Source organism: Flavobacterium sp. 120, assembly GCF_003633605.1.
Lineage (GTDB): Bacteria > Bacteroidota > Bacteroidia > Flavobacteriales > Flavobacteriaceae > Flavobacterium > Flavobacterium algoritolerans.
The window spans coordinates 2,432,513-2,452,887 of the sequence record NZ_RBKZ01000001.1 but is presented as its reverse complement, the minus strand read 5'-3'; the positions used below and the strand labels follow the sequence as shown (position 1 = coordinate 2,452,887).

General features: G+C 33.0%; 16 protein-coding genes. 8 read left to right on the top strand and 8 right to left on the bottom strand.

Annotation, left to right across the window (positions count from 1 at the left end):
* Positions 1–107: 107 nt before the first annotated feature.
* The 5 genes from C8C87_RS10455 to C8C87_RS10435 all read right to left on the bottom strand — a co-directional run bounded on the left by C8C87_RS10455 (position 108) and on the right by C8C87_RS10435 (position 6,343).
* The gene (locus C8C87_RS10455) at positions 108–446 is read right to left on the bottom strand and encodes a DHCW motif cupin fold protein (RefSeq protein ID WP_099714732.1); all 339 of its coding nucleotides are present in this window, start codon (positions 444–446) and stop codon (positions 108–110) included.
* A gap of 137 nt (positions 447–583) precedes the next feature.
* Positions 584–1,351: a carboxypeptidase-like regulatory domain-containing protein gene (locus C8C87_RS10450; protein ID WP_099714733.1), complete on the bottom strand. Its 768-nt coding sequence runs from the start codon at positions 1,349–1,351 to the stop codon at positions 584–586.
* 88 nt (positions 1,352–1,439) lie between these two features.
* A complete protein-coding gene (locus tag C8C87_RS10445) occupies positions 1,440–3,371 on the bottom strand; it encodes a DEAD/DEAH box helicase (protein WP_099714734.1) in 1,932 nt (643 codons plus the stop codon).
* Between the two features lie 205 nt (positions 3,372–3,576).
* A complete protein-coding gene (locus tag C8C87_RS10440) occupies positions 3,577–4,155 on the bottom strand; it encodes a non-canonical purine NTP diphosphatase (protein ID WP_121342565.1) in 579 nt (192 codons plus the stop codon).
* A gap of 679 nt (positions 4,156–4,834) precedes the next feature.
* Entirely contained in the window at positions 4,835–6,343 is a 1,509-nt protein-coding gene (locus C8C87_RS10435) for an FMN-binding glutamate synthase family protein (RefSeq protein WP_121342564.1), read from the bottom strand.
* Between the two features lie 229 nt (positions 6,344–6,572).
* On the opposite strand from C8C87_RS10435, the gene C8C87_RS10430 reads away from it, so the two are divergent.
* A complete protein-coding gene (locus C8C87_RS10430; RefSeq protein ID WP_121342563.1) occupies positions 6,573–8,951 on the top strand; it encodes a hybrid sensor histidine kinase/response regulator in 2,379 nt (792 codons plus the stop codon).
* On the opposite strand, the gene C8C87_RS10425 is transcribed toward C8C87_RS10430, so the two are convergent.
* Positions 8,948–9,712: an NYN domain-containing protein gene (locus tag C8C87_RS10425; protein WP_099714738.1), complete on the bottom strand. Its 765-nt coding sequence runs from the start codon at positions 9,710–9,712 to the stop codon at positions 8,948–8,950. The two genes, C8C87_RS10430 and C8C87_RS10425, sit on opposite strands and share 4 nt — an antisense overlap.
* 263 nt (positions 9,713–9,975) lie before the next feature.
* Between C8C87_RS10425 and C8C87_RS10420 the strand changes: the two genes are divergently transcribed.
* Together C8C87_RS10420 and C8C87_RS10415 are read left to right on the top strand one after the other, a co-directional pair.
* Positions 9,976–11,238: a pyridoxal phosphate-dependent aminotransferase family protein gene (locus C8C87_RS10420; RefSeq protein ID WP_099714739.1), complete on the top strand. Its 1,263-nt coding sequence runs from the start codon at positions 9,976–9,978 to the stop codon at positions 11,236–11,238.
* 120 nt (positions 11,239–11,358) lie between these two features.
* A complete protein-coding gene (locus C8C87_RS10415) occupies positions 11,359–11,832 on the top strand; it encodes a hypothetical protein (protein ID WP_121342562.1) in 474 nt (157 codons plus the stop codon).
* 89 nt (positions 11,833–11,921) lie between these two features.
* Here C8C87_RS10415 and C8C87_RS10410 read toward each other — a convergent pair whose 3' ends face one another.
* Positions 11,922–13,040, bottom strand: coding sequence for a GTP cyclohydrolase (locus C8C87_RS10410; RefSeq protein WP_121342561.1), 1,119 nt, complete (start codon positions 13,038–13,040; stop codon positions 11,922–11,924).
* Positions 13,040–13,975, bottom strand: a complete 936-nt coding sequence (locus tag C8C87_RS10405; protein WP_121342560.1) for a transporter — start codon at positions 13,973–13,975, stop codon at positions 13,040–13,042. The genes C8C87_RS10410 and C8C87_RS10405 overlap by 1 nt, the downstream gene beginning before the upstream one ends.
* Positions 13,976–14,099: 124 nt before the next feature.
* Here C8C87_RS10405 and C8C87_RS10400 point away from each other — a divergent pair, with 124 nt between their 5' ends.
* The 5 genes from C8C87_RS10400 to C8C87_RS10380 all read left to right on the top strand — a co-directional run bounded on the left by C8C87_RS10400 (position 14,100) and on the right by C8C87_RS10380 (position 20,375).
* Positions 14,100–14,381: a DUF4834 family protein gene (locus C8C87_RS10400; protein WP_121342559.1), complete on the top strand. Its 282-nt coding sequence runs from the start codon at positions 14,100–14,102 to the stop codon at positions 14,379–14,381.
* A gap of 48 nt (positions 14,382–14,429) precedes the next feature.
* Complete coding sequence (locus tag C8C87_RS10395; RefSeq protein ID WP_121342558.1) at positions 14,430–16,835, top strand: YfhO family protein; 2,406 nt, start codon at positions 14,430–14,432, stop codon at positions 16,833–16,835.
* Between the two features lie 63 nt (positions 16,836–16,898).
* A complete protein-coding gene (locus C8C87_RS10390) occupies positions 16,899–18,188 on the top strand; it encodes a glycosyltransferase family 4 protein (RefSeq protein ID WP_121342557.1) in 1,290 nt (429 codons plus the stop codon).
* A gap of 47 nt (positions 18,189–18,235) precedes the next feature.
* Entirely contained in the window at positions 18,236–19,705 is a 1,470-nt protein-coding gene (locus C8C87_RS10385; protein WP_121342556.1) for a lipopolysaccharide biosynthesis protein, read from the top strand.
* A gap of 370 nt (positions 19,706–20,075) precedes the next feature.
* Complete coding sequence (locus tag C8C87_RS10380; protein ID WP_099714746.1) at positions 20,076–20,375, top strand: hypothetical protein; 300 nt, start codon at positions 20,076–20,078, stop codon at positions 20,373–20,375.

Here is a 20,375-nt window from a genome sequence, read left to right as displayed (position 1 = left end):
TTACGGTCTTCTTAGCGTCTTGACTTTTTGCCATGATATAGGTATTTAATTTTGTTTTTAATTTTGATGTAAGTAAATGTATATAATATTTTGATTGATTTTAAAGATTATTTCAAAAAATCCCCATCTATGATTAATAATTCAACTCCATTAGTGGATATAGAGCGATGGGAACTTGCGTCATCTGAAACTACATAAGTCATTCCTTTTGAAAGCTGGACTTGTTCTCCTGATTCTAATTCACTAATAAAATCACCTTCAAGGCAATGCACAATATGTCCTTTTTGGCACCAATGGTCTGCCAGATAATCTTTGGAATAGGTTACTTTACGAATTCTAAGTCCACCTAATTGAGTTGTTTGCCAATGCGCTATTCCTGTTGTTCCGATATGTTCAGTTTTTTCTATTGAATCCCAATTAATAGTTTGAAAAGGTATAGTAGACATAGTTTTTACTTTTAGAGTATTAAAACTCAAATTTAACTGCTTTAAAATAAAAATCCCCAATTACTTTCGGAATCGGGGATTAAATTATTCTTTTATTCCAAAATAACTAGTTGTTTGAGTAAAATGGAATACTGGGTTTATTTTTTCTTCAAGACTTTATATTCTTCGTAACAGCCACTTATAGCATCCATAATTTGTAAATCATTAGCCGTTTTTATAAACGATTCAGAGTAGTTGCAACGTTGCAGAATTTCGGCAATTTCATTTTTGTCAACACCTAAAAGAACTGATATTGTTTCTCTGTCAAATTTAGATTCCAAAAGGTTTCGTACCGTATCATCTTTCTTCATTTCTTTCAGTTTCTTGAGCTCTTTTGGATTCTTCCCAAAGAAATTATAGAGCATGTCCGCTGGATTGAATATAGAACCAAGCACTCTTCCAAAAGCATTTGGAGAATATTCCCCTGCTTCATAACCTTGCGTTAAACCGGAAATACTATACCTGTAGTTTTCTCTAACGGGGATAATTTTAGTGTCTACTTCAAGATATCCTGTTAGATTAAATGGTCTGATTACCACTTCTTCAAGTGCAATTGCTTTTTCAGTAAGTTGAATTTTGGTGCTTTTATTTTTTATCCAGTCATTGGTTACGCGAACGCGAAGCGATTGAAATCCTAAACTTGTAATGTGAAGCGTGTCGTTCAGTTGTACATCTATTTCAAAATATCCTCCTGAATCGGTAGTTGCACCTCTAACTTTATTGATATTAATGATATTTACACTAGATAATGCTTGTCTAGTTGTATTGCTGATAATGATACCATTAACTTTTTGGGAGGGTTCTTTAACTTGCGCAAAAGCAGTCGCGGATAGTACTAAAAAAAAGAAAACTACAAAATATTTCATAAACTGGTTTAAGACTTTAAAAGTAATAAAACAGGATTAAATATTTTGTAGTTCCAGTATATAATTATAAGAAAATTAACAATGAATGTTAGTCTCTTCTTGGTCTTCTTGGTCTTGGTGAGTCACCAAAGCTTTCAGAACGTCTTGGTGCTCTGTCAGACGAACCTTCAGTTCTAGGTCTGTCAGATGAAAAACCACCTTCTCTTCTTGGAGCTGGTCCTCTGTCGCTTCTGAAACCACCTTCTCTTGGAGCTGAGTTTCTGTCGCTTCTAAATCCACCACCTGAACCTTCTCTTCTTGGAGCAAAGCTTCCTTCTCTTCTTGGAGCAGAACTTCTTCCACCACCAAAACTTCCACCAGAACTTCTTCCATTATGGTCACGTCTTCCGCCACCGTCATTTTTAGAAATTTCAACATTGATTCTACGTCCTTCTAATTGTACGTTGTTCAATACTTCCATTACTTTATCAGTATGTTCCGGATCAGTGTTAAAGAAAGAGAAACCTTCTTTTACGTCTACTTTGAAAACATCATCACGACCTAAGTCTAATGTTTCTTTCAAGTAATCCTTCAATGACATCCAATCAAAGTTATCTCTAGAACCTATGTTCACAAAATATCTTGTTGCACCACCATTGTTGTTTTCTCTTGGAGCACCATCTCTATCATCACGATCACGTCTTTCAGAACCTGAAGATTGATTAGAGATATCTCTTGTTTTCTTGTAGTAATTGATAAAACGATTAAATTCAACCGATACCATTTTCTTGATTAATTCCTCTTTCGATAAACCTTCAAGAACGCTGTTAATTGCAGGAAGATAGTTGTCAATTTCGTGATCAACTTCTGTATCTTTAATTTTATTAGCTAAGTGTAACAATTGGATTTCGCAGATTTCAATTCCAGAAGGGATTGTTTTTTCTTCGAATTTTTGTTTGATGATTCTTTCGATTGAAGAAATCTTACGCAATTCACTTTTAGTAACAATTACGATAGAAGTTCCTAATTTTCCAGCACGACCTGTACGACCAGAACGGTGGTTGTACGTTTCGATTTCGTCAGGTAATTGATAATTCACTACGTGAGTAATGTTATCAACGTCAATTCCACGAGCAGCAACGTCAGTAGCTACAAGCATTTGGATTTGTCTTCCTCTAAAAGATTTCATTACACCATCACGTTGCGCTTGAGATAAATCTCCGTGCAAAGCAGCAGCGCTGTATCCATCTTCGATCAATTTTTCAGCAACAGCTTGCGTATCTCTTTTGGTACGACAGAAAACTACTGAGAAAATGTCTGGATTAGCATCCGCTAAACGCTTCAAAGCTTCGTAACGGTCACGTGCATTTACAAGGTAAAATTCGTGAGAAACTGTAGCAGAACCTGAGTTTTTAGCACCAACTGTAATTTCAATTGGGTCTTTCATGAATTGTTTTCCAATACGTGCTACTTCAGCAGGCATTGTTGCAGAGAATAACCATGTGTTTTTTTCGTCTGGCGTAGTAGAAAGGATGTTTACGATATCTTCGTAGAAACCCATGTTCAACATTTCGTCAGCTTCGTCAAGAATACAAAAACTAATTTGAGAGATGTTTACCAATCCTCTATTAATCATGTCTTGCATTCTTCCTGGAGTTGCCACAATAATTTGTGCGCCTCTCTTTATGTCTCTCGCTTGTTCTGTAATGCTAGCTCCACCGTAAACTGCTACCACATTAATACCTTTTTCGTATTTAGAGTAGTTTTTAATTTCGTTGGTAATCTGCAAACAAAGTTCGCGTGTTGGAGATAAAATTAATGCTTGTGTATTTCTGTTGTTGGCATCAATTTTCTGAATAACTGGAAAACCAAAAGCTGCCGTTTTCCCTGTCCCTGTCTGAGCCAACGCAACCATATCTGTGTCTTTTTCCAATAATAGGGGAATCGCTTTCTCCTGTACTTCGGTCGGATTTTCAAATCCTAGATCTAAAATCGCCTTCAGTAACGATTCACTCAATCCTAATTGTTCAAATTTATTCATATGTATTTTTAAAATAGGGTGCAAAATTACTGTTAATAATCGATATAAACTAATGCTATTTTAAGATTTAATGTTTTATTATAATTTGATTATCAGAAAGTTATATTTTTTATTTGCGAATTGTGCGTTTTGATTTAGGATTTTAGTGTGAAATTACGCCTTGAAATTTGTTTTTTTGTTATAAAAATGTTCTATTTTAAGGCGTTTATTTATTCAGTTTTAAAAAATCAATTAATTGCTGTGTAGCTTTTCCTCTGTGGCTGATTTTATTTTTAATAGCCAATGATAATTGTGCAAAAGTTTCTTGATATTCTTCAGGTTTGAAAATAGGGTCGTAACCAAATCCTTGATCTCCCGATTTTTCTAACGTAATTTCGCCTCGTGCAATTCCTGTAAAAAGATGCTGTTTTCCGTTTAAATTCAATGCAATCACCGTTTTGAATTGTGCTTTTCGATTATTTTTATCAGATAAGCATTCTAATAATTTATTCATATTATCATCAGCATTACGTTGCTCTCCGGCATATCTTGCAGAGTAAACGCCAGGTTCGCCATTCAGGGAATCTACTTCCAGTCCGGTATCATCAGCAAAACAATTGTAACCGTATTTTTGTGTAACGTAATTGGCTTTTAGAACTGCATTGCCTTCGATTGTTGCGGCAGTTTCCGGAATATCTTCGTAACAGCCGATACTTTCTAAACTAAGAATTTCAATCGTTTCAGGAAGTATACTTTGTATTTCCAGTATTTTATTTTTGTTGTTGGAAGCGAAAACAAGTTGCATTTTATTGGGTTTAATTTTAAAGTTCAAAGATACATTTTTTTAGACAGTGTGTTATGATGTGCGAATAACTGTATGAAGAGTCTATATAGTAATAAGAATAGCTGTGTATTTGGATTTTAAAAGTATATTCGGTTGTAATTAATTGAAATTCAGTACGTTAATTAATAGTTAAAGTGTTGAATTTTAATTGTTTAACTAACATAAGTTGTATCTTTGAGTGTGGTTTTGATTAATCACTTGAATAAAAACTATCTGCAAGGAGAAGAGTATTCAAATTGTCATTTCATACTGAACGGTATGTTTGATAAATGGTAAATCAAAATTTACAATCGGAGGTCCTTTAAAAAGACCTCCTTTTTTTATGGTTTAATTCTAAGGATTTTACTTTTTTAAATAAGAATTAGAAAAACAATTTTTAAAGGTAAGGAATGATTATTTTATTGTGATTTCTAATGCGATGAGCTTGTGCGTTAATTATTAGTTAAACGTATGTTTTTCAATGTTTTGAATGAAATAAGATTGTATCTTTGAGTGTGGTTTTGATTAATTACTTGAGTATATCAATCTTGCAATAAGATATGATAATTCAATAGTCAGCTATACTACTATAATTGTATGAGTTGATAATGGTAAATCAGAACCGACAATTGGAGGACTCTAAAGGTCCTCCTTTTTTGTTTTAATGTTTTTGAACACTTTTTAAATTATCAGGGAAATACAAATCAGATAAATGAGCAAATTCATCACCACGCATGAAAATGTTAATGTCAACATCGGCAAAACTTTTTTTGCCTGCAGCAGCAAGAAGTTCGTTAGCTGCGTGTAAAGTGTTTTTATGAAAATGATATACACGCTCTGATTTGTCCGTTACGACCAGTCCTTTCATCAGCATTTTATCTTGTGTCGCGACTCCGGTTGGACATTGGTTGTTATTGCATCGTAAGGCTTGAATACATCCTAATGAAAACATGAATCCACGTGCGCTGTTGCATATATCTGCTCCAAGGGCTATCGCTCTAAGGATTGAATATCCAGATATGATTTTGCCGCTACAAATGACTCGTATCTTGTCTCTGATTTCATAACGGACTAAAGTTTTATTTACAAAAATAAGCGCTGGTTCAAATGGCATTCCCACACCATCAGCAAATTCTAGTGGAGCAGCACCGGTTCCACCTTCGGCGCCATCAACGGTGATGAAATCAGGAAAGCAATTTTGAGAAATCATTTCTTGGCAAATCATTTCAAATTCACGGGTTTCTCCAATACATAATTTAAAACCAATAGGTTTTCCATTAGACAGCAATCGTAATTTTGCAATAAATTCTACTAAACCTTTAGTGTCAGAAAACGCAGAATGGCTGGGAGGAGAAAGGATAGTGGTGTGTGGTTGCACACCTCTTATTTTGGCTATTTGTTCGGTATTTTTTGCAGCAGGTAAAACACCTCCATGACCCGGTTTTGCGCCTTGTGATAATTTGATTTCAATCATTTTTACTTCCGGTAAGTTCGCTTTTTCAGTAAATTTGCCTCCGTCAAAACCACCTCTGTCATCACGGCAACCAAAATATCCGGTTCCTATTTGCCAAGTTACATCGGCTCCTTGCAAATGAAATTCAGTTAATCCGCCTTCGCCTGTATTGTGATAAAACTTGCCTTTTTGCGCTCCTTTGTTTAATGAAACTATGGCATTTTCGCTTAAAGAACCAAAACTCATTGCAGATATGTTTAATAGCGACGCAAGATAAGGTTGCGCGCAGTCTTGGCCTCCAACCAGCACCCTTGGTAATTCTTCGTTGACAACTGTAGGGAAAATAGAATGTTTGATTCCTTCGTAGCTTGATTGATTCAAGTTTAATTGTGTTCCAAAAGGCGTTGTCGAATCAATATTTTTGGCTCTTTGATATACAAGAGAACGTTGGTTTCTAGAGAATGGTTTTCCATCTGTGGATCGTTCAATGAAATATTGCTGAATTTCCGGAGCAATCATTTCAAATAAATATCTGAAATAACCCAAAACAGGAAAGTTTCTTAAAATGGCATGTTTGGTTTGAATGCTGTTTGCAAATCCAATGACAATTATGGCTAAAATTGTTAAAGGAAAAAAGATGCTATATTTATAATAGTAAGCAATAATTGAACTTAAAAATAAAATTATTATCCCAAAAATAAAAAATTGCTTCCTCATGTTATTTGTAGTTTAAATTTTTCTAAATTACTTAGAATTTTCTAATTTTTTAATAGTTTTGTGAACTACTTTTCGAAATTATTTTAAAAACTTTAAGATTATAAAATAATTCCGGAGGCCTATAAAGTAAGTTATTAAATGTTAAATATTTAATTTGTCTAATTTTTTTAATCAATGCAAAACCAATTGATTTAATTAAACGTAGATGAAGGAATAAATTATATTATAAATGAATTTTAAAAATTATAAAATACAATTAAGCACGTTTTTATTCTTGCTGATTTTTTTGTTTTTAAGCATTTCTACAAAAGCTCAATATGTAGCAAATGACTCTCTATTTAAAGATATAGTTTCTTTACACAAATATGCCAAAATTGTAAATGTAGGTCAGCGCAATTATACTATACAAGAAATCATTAATGATAAATCTCTAAAATTTGAACCATTACTTGTTGAAAATAAAGATTTAGGATTTACGGATGACAATTATTGGCTTGTATTTGAAATTGTTAACAATACAAAAAGTGATATACGTCCATTTATAGAAACGTCCAGGGCAATAGTTGATGTTGCAGAATTGTATATAATTGATCCAAACGGGAAAATTGAATTGTTAAAAAGTGGGGATTTGATGCCTTTTAAGGAGCGATCATTAAACTCTACAAAAACTTTATTTAGACCAGTTTTAGAACCGAATGAGGTGACTCGTTTTTATCTTCATTTGAAAAGTGATGGTGAGGTAATAAATGCTCCAATTTACATGAAGTCTGCTGAGAAAGAATTAGAGGTAGTTTCATTTGAACAATTTATTTTTGGCGTTTTTTATGGTTTATTGTTCATAACAGCAATAATTTACATGTTCTTTTATTTTGCAATGAAAGAAAGAAGTTTTCTATTCTATAGTTTATATGTTACTTTCATAGGATTACTTCAATTCTCTGTTGATGGTTATTTTTACCAATATTTTGCGCCAAATAATGGTTGGTTATCCTCACATTCGGTAATAATATTTGCTACGTTAGCCAACTTTTTTTTAGGAAAATATTCGCAAGTATTTTTGAATATCAAAAAGTATAGTTCTAAGATTTATAAAATGTTTTATGTTTTATACGCCTTAAATTTAATCTCTATTACAGCGTTGTTCGTATATCCGAAATCTTTGCAATACCTATATCCAATTGCTAATGTATTAGGATTGTTCTTATTATTGCTCATTATTGTGTCAATTGCAGTGGTTTATTACAAGACAAAAAAGATTGACAGGTTTTTTTCAATTGGTGTTTTTTTCTTAATTAGTGGATTCGTTATTTTCATATTAAAAAACTTTAGTGTTTTGCCATCTGTTTTTTGGACAGAGAACAGTTCGAAGTTAGGCACCGGTTTAGAGGTTATTTTCCTTTCGCTTTCAATGGCAAATTTGATCAGAAATCTTAAAAATGAAAAAAACGAACTCAATCGACTTGCTTTGGTTCGTTCCGAAGAAATGAATGATTTGAAGTCCTATTTTTTATCGAATATTAGTCATGAATTAAGAACGCCTTTGAATGCGATTATGAATATGATTGATTCAATTTCTGTTGAGGTTCAGGATGATAAGATTAGAAAAAATTGCCAAATTATAAAGTATTCGTCGCATAGTTTATTAAGTTCTGTCAATGATATTTTAGATTTTTCTAAAATAGAGAAAAAGGAATTAAAATTGGAATCCGTTAAGTTTGATCCCTCGAGAGTTCTGGAAAATTTAAAAAATAATGCAGTTAATAGAGCTAATGACCAAGGATTAGATTTTCAATTTTCGAAATCAGATACGATTCCTGATTTTGTAATTGGTGATGTCACCCGATTGGTTCAAGTTGTAAATAACGTATTAAATAATGCTATTAAATTCACTTCTAAAGGGTTTGTAAAATTTGATATAGACTGCAAGATCAAGGAAAATAATCGTGCAAGTTTGAGATTTACAGTTTCAGATTCTGGAGTAGGAATTCCTAAAGATAAAATGAATAGTATTTTTGATTCATTTTCTCAAAATAGTATTGATAATAAGAGAAAGTTTGGAGGGCTAGGATTAGGGCTGTATATTGTAAAGACTTTAGTGGATATGCAGAACGGTACCATTGAAATGGAAAGTAAAGTCAATCAAGGCACAACTTGTATAATTACTCTTGATTTTGATATAGTTCCGCAAGAAAACAAGACAGAAGTGATAGCTACGCCTATGGTTTACGATTTAGAAGGTAAATCAGTTTTAGTGGTAGAAGATAATCCGATTAATCAGATGGTTGTTAAAATGATCACTAAAAAATGGTTGAACACTACAGTAGTTTATGCTAATAACGGTAAGGAATGCTTAGATGCGTTTAAAACAAACCATTTTGATATTGTATTAATGGATCTTCAAATGCCGGTAATGGACGGTTACGAAGCAACTATAGCGATTAGAAATGGGGAAGCAGGAGCGGCGAATGCTTCTGTCCCCATTATTGCAGTAACGGCTGATGTGATGGAAAGCACTAAATTACGTGTGGCAGAAATTGGGATGAATCATTATTTATCTAAACCAATTAAGAATGACACTTTATATCGTGCGGTAAAAAACTTAGTTTAACTAAAACGCAACCGTACATAAACGTGTTTGATGCCTTTTTTATCTGAATCTCTCTCGTCGATTTCTAGAATATCGGTAAGGGATTTTAGCATTGGAGTAAGTTTAGAAAAACCATAATTTCTTGGATCGAATTCTGGTTTTTTCTTTACAATAAGGTTTCCTACATCTCCAAGAAATGCCCAACCACTATCATCACCAATGTCTTCAATGGTAGATTCTATTAATTCTATAGTTTGTAAATCAATTTTATTCAGGCTTTTTGGAGTTGCTTTTTTAGCATCGGAGGCAGTTCGTTTTGGTAATTTCTTTTTGATAGCTCCGTCCAAAACTTCAATATAAATAAATCTGTCGCAGGCAACAATGAATGAATTTGGCGTTTTTTGTTCTCCAATTCCAATCACTTTCATACCGGATTCGCGGAGTCGTATTGCGAGTCTTGTAAAATCAGAATCACTGGAAACAATACAAAAACCATCCACTTTATCCGAATATAATAAATCCATAGCGTCAATAATCATGGCAGAATCCGATGAATTTTTGCCTACGGTATAGCTATATTGCTGGATTGGTGTAATGGCATGTTCCAATAAAACACTTTTCCATCCACCGGCATTGGGTTTAGTCCAATCGGCATAAATACGTTTGGTGGTTGGTGTTCCAAATTTGGCAATTTCCTCCATCATTCCTTTTACATTGCTGTAAGGAACGTTGTCAGCATCAATGAGAACGGCCAGTTTTAATTCTTTTGTATCTTGTGACATAAATTTCTAATGTTGAAATATTTATTCAAATATACAAAGTTTATTACGGAATACGACTCGAAGTTTGCGGATTAGCCCTGATCGAAACGGCATCCTTTTGTGCCGTCATTGCTAGGGACGAAGCAATCTTCTTTGACGACACAAAAGATATAGTGGAGAGCAGGAATTAGCTCCTGAAAAATAAATTTACTTTCAATACCATTATAAAATTTAAATAATTATTTTTGCAACTTCTTAAAATTAAAATTATTACTTAATATATCATGGTAAAAGATTTATTCGAAAGGATTCAAAACAATAAAGGACCGTTAGGGAAATGGGCTTCACAAGCAGAAGGATATTTTGTATTTCCAAAATTAGAAGGAGATTTAGGCCCAAGAATGAAATTTCAAGGAAAAGAGGTTTTGAATTGGAGTTTGAATGATTATTTAGGTTTAGCAAACCATCCCGAAGTGCGTAAAGCAGATGCGGATGCAGCGTTAGAGTTTGGTGCAGCGGCTCCTATGGGCGCTCGTATGATGAGTGGTCATACTAAATATCACGAACAATTAGAGAATGAATTAGCTGCTTTTGTAATGAAAGAATCGGCTTATTTATTGAATTTTGGTTACCAAGGAATGGTTTCTATAATTGATGCTTTGGTGACTAGAAATGATGTGATTGTGTATGATGTTGATGGGCACGCTTGTATTATTGACGGAGTTCGTTTGCATAGTGGAAAACGTTTTACTTACAAACACAACGATATCGAAAGTATGGAGAAAAACCTGCAACGTGCTACCAAAATAGCTACGGAAACAGGCGGAGGAATCCTTTTTATTACTGAAGGTGTTTTTGGAATGCGTGGACAACAAGGAAAGTTGAAAGAGATTGTAGAAATGAAAAAGAAATACAATTTCCGTCTTTTGGTTGATGATGCTCACGGTTTTGGTACTCTTGGTAAAACAGGAGCTGGAGCAGGTGAGGAGCAAGATTGTCAAGATGGAATTGATGTTTATTTCTCGACTTTTGCAAAATCGATGGCTAATATTGGTGCTTTTGTAGCAGCTGATAAAGATATTATCGATTACTTAAAATACAACTTACGTTCGCAAATGTTTGCTAAAGCATTACCAATGATTCAAACAGTTGGTTCATTGAAACGTTTGCAATTGTTGCGTGATAACCCAGGATTGAAAGACAAACTTTGGGAGAATGTAAATGCTTTGCAAAATGGTTTGAGAAGCAAAGGATTTAATATTGGTGATACCAATACTTGTGTTACACCAGTTTATTTGGAAGGAAGTGTACCAGAAGCGATGGTAATGGTAAATGACTTAAGAGAGAATTATGGTATTTTCTTGTCAATCGTAATTTATCCAGTTATTCCAAAAGGAATGATTTTATTGCGTGTTATTCCTACTGCTCCTCATACATTAGATGATATTGACGAAACACTAACGGCTTTTGAAGCTATTCGTGAGAAATTAGTAAACGGAACATACAAAGAAATTGCAGCTAAAACTACAGTAGATTTAGACGCTTAGTTTCTAAAATTAGTACAATTTTAAATTTATAAAAATCCATCAGCTTTTGTTGATGGATTTTTTTTTGAAATAAACTTAGCCAATAATGAGTATATTTATACAATCTAAAATTTGAATTTTATGAAAAAAGTAATTTTATTGAGTGTCGTTTTTATGAGTGTTTTTGCCTCTTGTAAAAAAGAAAAAGAAATGGAAGAAATGCCGGCTCCAAATGAAGAAATAGTTGTAGAAGAACCAGTTTCAGAAGAATGCTATAGTGCAATTATTAAAAAAGACACTATTTCTATGTCTTTGAATATTAAAGGAAATCAAATTGCTTCTGGAAAACTGAGTTATAAGTTTTTTGAAAAAGATAAAAATGAAGGAACTTTAGTGGGAGAAATAAAAGGCGATACGCTTTTTGCAGACTATACTTTTATGTCCGAAGGAGTTTCGTCAATACGTCAAGTTGCTTTTTTGAAAAAGGGAAATACGTATGTTGAAGGTTATGGAGATGTTGTAGATGACAACAAAGGAAAAGTGACGTTTAAAGACACTAAACAACTAAAATTTGAAGGGAATATCGTTTTGTCAAAAGTAGATTGCAAGATGTGATTTTAGCGATAAAACAAGGTTATTTAAAACACAAAATCCATTTGCTGCGGCAAATGGATTTTGTGTTTTAAATAGTACAATCTAAGTTGTTATAAATTCTTTAGGAAAGTACATCTTCGTTTGTGAACAACAGGATTGAAATGTTTCCATAAGTTATGAATGGCAAGGTTATCCGCTAATTCTGGAGTTCTGAAACAGTTGACAACTCCTTTTTCTTTGAAAGTATGGTAATATTCATTGAAAATTATCGCTGTAACTGCTTTGTTTTGATAATCAGGATGAACGCCTATCAAATAGAAAATCATATCCTTACTTTGATTTTTTGCTTTAAGCAAATGAAGGAATCCAAATGGGAATAATTTTCCTTTTGATTTTTGCAACGCTTCAGAAAAGGAAGGCATTACAATACTAAAAGCAACAATATTATGGTCTTTATCTTCCACAAATTTGATAAATTCGGGATTGATAAAACTGATGTATTTTTTCTTGAAATATTCTTTTTGAACATCAGAAATAGCTACAAAAGAGGATAAGGAAGCATACGATTCGTTGAATAAATCAAACATTTTATCTACATGCGGCATCACTTCTTTGGTAGTTTTGAAATTAAGCGGACTTAATTGGTATCTTCTTTTTACCAAATCATTTGCCTTTTCAAAAAATTCCGGTTTTACGTTTTCGAAAGGGAATTTACTTTCTAAGTATTCTTTTTCTACGCTATATCCCAATTGCTCAAAATGACTGGCATAATACGGATGATTGTACCACGTAATCATAGTTCCAATCTCGTCAAAACCTTCTGTTAAGACACCCACTTTATCTAAATTTGAAAAGCCCATTGGGCCTTCAACATGGTCTAAATTGTTTTTTCGACCTAACTCATATACTTTTTCCAAAAGTGCTTTTGTCACTTCGATATCGTCAATCACATCAAACCAACCAAAACGAACTTTCTTTTTTTGTTGGTCATTTACCTCGCTCCAATTAATGATTGCTGCAATTCTACCTACTATTTCATTGTTTTTGTAGGCAATATAAAAATAGGCTTCAGCATTTTCAAAAGCCGGATTTTTTGTTTTGTCGAAGGTTTCCAATTCATCGGCAATGATTGGCGGAACCCAATATTTATTGTTTTTGTATAGGGAAAAAGGGAATTTGATATAATCCGTTAATTCACTTTTTGTTTTAGCTTCTTTAATTGTAATCATTATCCTTTTTTTGTCTTTTTTGCTCTTTTTAATGCTTTCTTATCAGAATCCTTATTGTCAATGTTTATTCTTACTTCTTGGTAATTGGCATCATAACGCCAAGAAAAACCAATACCGCCATAAAGTGCAGAAGGAGTGTCTTTAAGGCTTGTACTTATTGATGCGTCAATTTGCATGTCTTTATTCAACAGATAGGCTGCGCCACCACGAACAATGGCATCGCTGTAAAAATCACTTTTAAATCCCTGATTTTCTACAAAACCAGACCATTTGTCATTAAATCCTCTTGTTAAAGTCAAGACATAGCCATAGCTTGGATAGTCTGTTGTCACATAATCAGCTATGATATTGGTTACAAAAACCCATTTTCCATCACCCAAGTGGTTTTGGGTAATTAATATGATTTTTGGTGATATGCTGGATTCTGGTGAAAAAGAATAGGGGTTGTCTGCCATAGTAAAATTAGCTCCAGCAAATACGGAAACGGCAGGAATTAATTGGCGCCAATTGAATGCTCGATTGGCTTTCCAACTGTATATGTTTACCTTTTTTTCGTAATTTTTGAAAGGATCGTAAATCAAATATTTTGCTCCTAAAACAGTTTGTTTGAAATCTGCTCGATTGGAACTGTTGAATAGGGTGCTGTATTTTTCATTTTGGTACTGTATATCAGCTATCAATTCCAATTTTTCCATGAATAATCCCCATCGCAAGGTGGCATCAATTCCAAAACCATTGGCATCATAATTCAATAAGCTGTGATTTTGTTTTATTCCGTAAACACCTGTTTCTATTTGGATTACTGATTTTCCAACTGCGTAAGCCGACATGGTTTCGCCCGGTCTGTTAGAATTTATTTGATCGGTATGTTGGCCATAATGAATACTTGGAATCATTGAAATAGCAGCGATAAGTAAGATTTTGATTTTGGACATATTATTTTTTTTGGGTTAAAAAGTAATAACGCTTTTCAAATGTACTATATTTTATTATTTATTTAAGAGAGATATTTTAATTTTGAACGGTTGATTTATTAATTTTGGAAAAAATTACACTTATATGCAAACAGCTTCTTTCACTGGTTTTATAAAAGCGCTTTTTTATATGATCGCTTTCTATTATATTTTTAGATTTCTAGCAAAACTATTTTTGCCATTATTGGTTAAAAAAGTAGTCGAAAAAGCGGGCGAAAATATGCAGAAGCAGCAACAGTACGCGCAAGATAATACTTGGAAAAAAACACAAAGTAAGGATGAAGTAATATACAATACGGCAAATGCTAAAAATCCACGCGAAACCAAAAAAGTGGGAGATTATGTTGATTACGAAGAAATAGATTAAATTTGTCGTTATTAGCACCGTTTTTACTCTAATCCAAACCATTTTACATTGAAAATAATAAATAAGTTCTATCCACACGCCTTAGCCATATTTGGTTTTGTTGTAATTTCTCTCCTATATTTTTATCCTGTATTGCAAGGAAAACAAATTTTCCAGTCAGATATTGTGCAGTATACAGGAATGGCCAAAGAACAAAATGACTTTAGAGCCACTGATGATGTTGAACCGTATTGGACTAATTCTGCTTTTGGTGGAATGCCAACGTATCAATTGGGAGCCAAATATCCACACGATTATATTGGTGCAATAGACGATGTATTGCGATTCTTACCGCGTCCAGCGGATTATTTATTTTTATATTTTCTTGGATTTTATGGTTTGATGCTGGTATTGAAAGCTGATCCTTTGAAAGCCTTTTTTGGTGCATTAGCCTTTGGTTTATCTACTTATTTGATTATTATTCTTGGAGTTGGTCATAATGCCAAAGCGCATGCGATTGCTTATATGCCGCTGGTTATTGCCGGATTTATTCTGGTATTTCAAAAAAAATACATTCTGGGAGGCTTGATTACGCTTTTTGCGACAGCATTAGAAATCAATGCGAATCACTTCCAAATGACATACTACTTATTGATTTTCCTATTGATACTTTCTGCTTATTTTATATATCAGCAAGTAAAAGAGAAGGAATATAAATCCTTGTTGTATTCCTTTGGGATATTGGTAGCAGCAGGAATTTTAGCTATTGGTGCCAATGCTACAAATCTATTAGCAACTTCTGAATATGCTGATTTTAGTATTCGTGGGAAAAGCGAACTGACATTCAATCCAAACGGTTCAAAAAACGAAACTACTTCTTCAATGTCTAAGGACTATATTACGGAGTACAGTTATGGAGTAATGGAAAGTTTTAATCTTATTGCACCCCGACTTTTTGGTGGTTCTAATAATGAGGCTGTTGGAAAAGACAGTAACATGTATGAATTCATGATAGGTCAGGGAGTTCCGGAGGATCAGGCAACTGATTTTGTTTCTGGAATGCCAACGTATTGGGGTGATCAGCCTATTGTGGCAGCTCCTGCATATATTGGAATTGTAGTGTTCTTTTTGGCGATTTTGGCTTTATTTATCGATAAAAGAAAGATTAAATATGTTTTTCTCTCCGGTTCAATAGTTGCGTTAGTTCTTTCTTGGGGTAAAAACTTCCCTGTTTTGACTGACTTTTTTATTGATTATGTTCCAATGTACGATAAATTCAGAGCGGTATCTTCTATACAAGTTGTTTTGGAATTGTGTTTCCCAGTTTTGGCTATTATGGGATTACAGTCTTTCTTCAAATTAGACAAAAAACTACAATGGAAAGCATTATATGAAACCACAATTTTAGGTTTAGGAATTATTTTGATTTTATTTTTAAGCAAAAGTATGTTCAGCTTTTCAGGAGGAAACGATGCTTATTTTCAAGAAAGTTACGGTCCTGAGTTTGTCAATGCGCTTAAACTGGATCGAATGAGTTTGTACAGCGCTGATTTATTGCGTTCAGGCTTTTTTATAGTATTGACAGCCGGTGTTTTATGGTTGTTCATTAAAGACAGATTTGCTCAAAACACAGCCATTATAATCGTAGGTTTATTGATGGTTTCCGATTTGTTTTTTGTAGATAAAAAATATGTTTCCGGGAAAGATTTTGTAAGCGGAAGTCAAGTTCAAGTGCCTTTTCAAGAGTCGCCTTCTGATGCTGAGATTCTAAAAGACACGGCTAATTACCGCGTTTTTGAAGTGGGCGATATCATGGGGGCAAGAGCTTCTTATTTCCATAAATCTATTGGTGGTTACAGCGCCGTAAGACCCAGAAGAATGCAGCAATTAATTGATTATCAGATTTCAAAAAACAACATTGAAGTCCTTAACATGCTTAATGTAAAGTATGTAATCCAAAAGGATAAAGAAGGAAAAGAATTCCCAGTATCAAATCCGGCTGTTAATGGAAATGCATGGTTTGTGAGCCAAGTAAAATTGGTAAATTCTGCTGATGAAGAGATGAAAGCGTTGGATAGTTTGGATTCTAAAAATGTCGCAGTTGTAAATAGTAAAGATTTTGAAATTAAAAATACGGTTTTCGCCAAAGACAGTTCAGCCACTATAATTTTAGAAAATTACAAACCTAATTACTTGAAATATGTGTCTAATAATTCAAAAGAAGGTTTAGCTGTTTTCTCCGAAATGTATTATGGAAAAGGTTGGAATGCCTACATTGATGGAAAAAGTGCAGATCATATTAGAGTGGATTATGTTTTAAGAGCTTTAAATGTTCCAGCAGGAAAACACACTATTGAATTCAAATTTGAGCCTCAAGTGATAAAAACCGGAAGTACAATTACGTTGATAAGTTCAATAGGAATGCTGTTACTTTTAGCAGGTGGGATTTATTTCGAAAGGAAGAAATTCGTGTAATTAGTTAGAGACGCACTGTAGAGACGCACTGCAGTGCGTCTCTACTAAAATAAAAAAATTAAATTGAATCCAGAACCCAAGAAAATTTTAATCATAACCTATTATTGGCCACCGGCTGGCGGACCAGGTGTGCAGCGTTGGCTTAAGTTTGTTAAGTACTTGCCTGATTTTGGTATTCAACCAATTGTATACATTCCGGAGAATCCAACGTATCCTATTGTTGATGAGAACTTGGTTAAAGAAGTTTCTGATAAAGCGATTATTCTGAAACAGACCATTTTTGAACCGTATCAACTGGCTTCTTTTCTTTCGAAAAACAAAACCAAAAAAATCAGTTCAGGAATTATTCCAAATCAGAAAAAGCAATCTTTTCTGGATAAAACTTTTCTTTGGATTCGTGGAAATCTTTTTATTCCGGATGCACGTGTTTTTTGGGTAAAACCATCGGTTGCTTATCTGGAGAAATACATTGTAGATAATAATATTGACACCATTGTTACTTCTGGACCGCCGCATAGTCTGCATTTAATTGGATTAGAATTAAAACAAAAATTAGATTTAAAATGGTTTGCCGATTTTCGGGATCCATGGACTACTATTGGCTATCATAAATCCTTGCGATTGTCTCGTTTTGCTGCCAAGAAACACAAAGCATTAGAGCATCAGGTTTTGAATACAGCCGACACAATTATTGTAACTAGTAAGACTACTAAAACGGAATTTCAAGCGATTACGAATAAACCAATTGCGGTAATAACGAATGGTTATGATACAGAAAATGTAGAAAAACAAACCTTAGATTCAAAGTTTAGCTTAGCGCATATTGGTTCTTTTCTTTCTGAGAGAAATCCTCTGATTTTATGGGAAAGTTTAGTCGAATTGCTACATGAGATTCCTGATTTTAAATCGTATTTGGAAGTGAAATTGATAGGAGCTGTGAGTCAGGAAGTTTTGGAAACAATTACTCAATTTGGGCTTAATTCCTATTTGAATAATTTGGGTTATGTTTCGCATACAGAAGCGATTGCGCACCAAAGAAAATCACAGGTTTTGTTGCTTATAGAAATTGATTCCGAGGATACGAAAAGTATTATTCCAGGAAAATTATTTGAATATATGGTTTCAAACAGACCTATTGTTGCGATTGGTCCTAACGGTTCTGATTTTGCCGAAATCATAACAGAAACCAATACAGGCGTATTTTTTGATTATTCGGAGAAAATGAAACTTAAAAGTGTAATTTTGGACTTTTATAATCAGTTTTTGGAGGGTAAATTACAAGCAAACGGAGTTGGATTACAACGCTATTCCAGAAAAAATCTTACCAAAGAATTGGTACAATTAATCCAATAAAATTAGAACTTCGATCTACTTTTAACCTTAAACTTTAAACGCCTAAAATGGGAATAGTATTAAATCAATCTTTAAAGAATACGATAATTACCTATTTGGGTTTTGGAATTGGGGCAATCAACACACTTTATTTGTATCCATTTTTTTTAGGAACTGTATTTTATGCTTTAACTAATTATATACTTTCTTGGGCAAATATTATTATGCCTTTATTGGCGTTTGGAATGCAAAATACTTTGGTGAAGTTTTATACTCAATATAAAACAGAAGAAGAACGCTCTCAGTTTCTATCATTTACAGTGCTAATCCCTTTATTATTGTGTATTCCTTTAGTATTGATTGGGTTATTCTTTTTTGAACCTATTTCATTGTACTTGAGCAAGGAAAATCCTGTAGTTAAGGATTATTTGTGGCTTATTCCATTTATAGGGCTGAGTATGGCATATTTCGAAATTTTTTATGCTTGGGCAAGGGTTCACATGCATTCAGTTTTTGGAAATTTTGTTAAAGAGGTTGGACTTAGATTATTTTCTTTATTTGCGTTGATTGGAGTCTATTATAAATGGATAACGGTTGTAGAATTTATTTATGTTACGGCTATTATTTATTTTCTGGCTTTTATTATTACGATGTTTTATGCTTTTAGAATAAAAAAACCTGCTTTTCAGTTCTCCATTCCTCAAAATGTGAAAGATGTTTTAGTATATACTTTTTTCATTATTTTATCAGGTAGTGTAGCGGTTATGTTGCTGGATATTGATAAGATTATGCTGAATCAATATATTAAAATTGAGAATATAGCTTATTATTCTGTTGCGACTTATATTGCCTCTGTTATTGCTGTTCCCAGTCGTGCAATGCATCAGATTACGTATCCCATAACGGCTAAATTGATGCATGAGAATAAACATAATGAATTAAATGATTTGTACAAAAAGACTTCAATAAATCTGCAAGTTGTTGGAGGTTTTGTGATGTTGTGTATTTTTGTTAATATCAATCAGTTGTATGTAATGGTTCCAAAAGAATATAGTGGAGGAATTCTTGTGGTATTTTTGATTGGTATATCTAAATATTTTGATTTGATTTTAGGAAATAACAATGCTATAATTTTCAATTCAAAATATTATCGAATGGTTTTGTTTTTAGGATTATTGCTTGTTTTTTTGACAGTAGGCTTAAACATGTTTTTTATCCCTAGATATGCCATAACAGGAACTGCAGTAGCTACTTTATTATCTATAACTTTATACAGTTTGGCTAAATTACTTTTTGTTGTCAAACGTATGCATTTGTATCCATTTACAAATCAGACATTGTATTCTCTTGGAATTACTTTTGGAATATTTTTGGCATTTTATTTTTGGGAATTTCCTTTTAGCCCAATAATTAGCATTGGATTAAAATCAATTTTAGTTACCCTTTTGTATGTTTATATCAACTACAAATTTGTTATTTCTATTGAAATTAATCAAGCTTTAGATGTTGTTTTGAAAAAGTTAAGAATCAAGTTGTAATTTTTTTTCAGTTCAGAAAATACGACTAATCTTAATTTCTAAAATAATTTTTCAACTAAAATATCACCTCAAATTTGGGTTTTCTCTCTTGTAAAATAATGATACAAGTCTTTATTGTATTGGTGATTAAGGGAGTCGGTATGTGAATATTATAACTTTAAATAATTATTGTGTAACTTTTGAGGAATCTAAAAAAATATATTTGTAGAGAAATTTAATTGTAAAAGTTAATAGTCGTTTAATTGTTTTTGATTGGTCAAAAATCACTAAAAGTGGGTATTGTACAAATAAGTGACTATCCTTATTTTTGCAGTTGTTATCTTTAGAAAAGACAATAATTAAATAGCTAAAGTAATTTACCCCAATAATTATGAAAAGCAATCCATACATTAACGAAGAAAGCTTACAAAAATTCTCTAGTATCATAGCTAATAGAATCCACCATGGATTCACTATTATAGAAAAAAATGATACTTTACCTTTTGCTGTTTTATCAAAAGGCAGGAAAGAGGTCGATCACGGGTTTAATTTTTTAATTTGTTGTATGACATTAGGAGTTTGGTCAGTTGGCTGGATTTATTTGACTTATGTTTCTTCAAAAGAAAAAAATATTGTGATAGCTATCGATGAAGATGGAAATACATTTGAAGAAAAATGCTATTCAGAATAG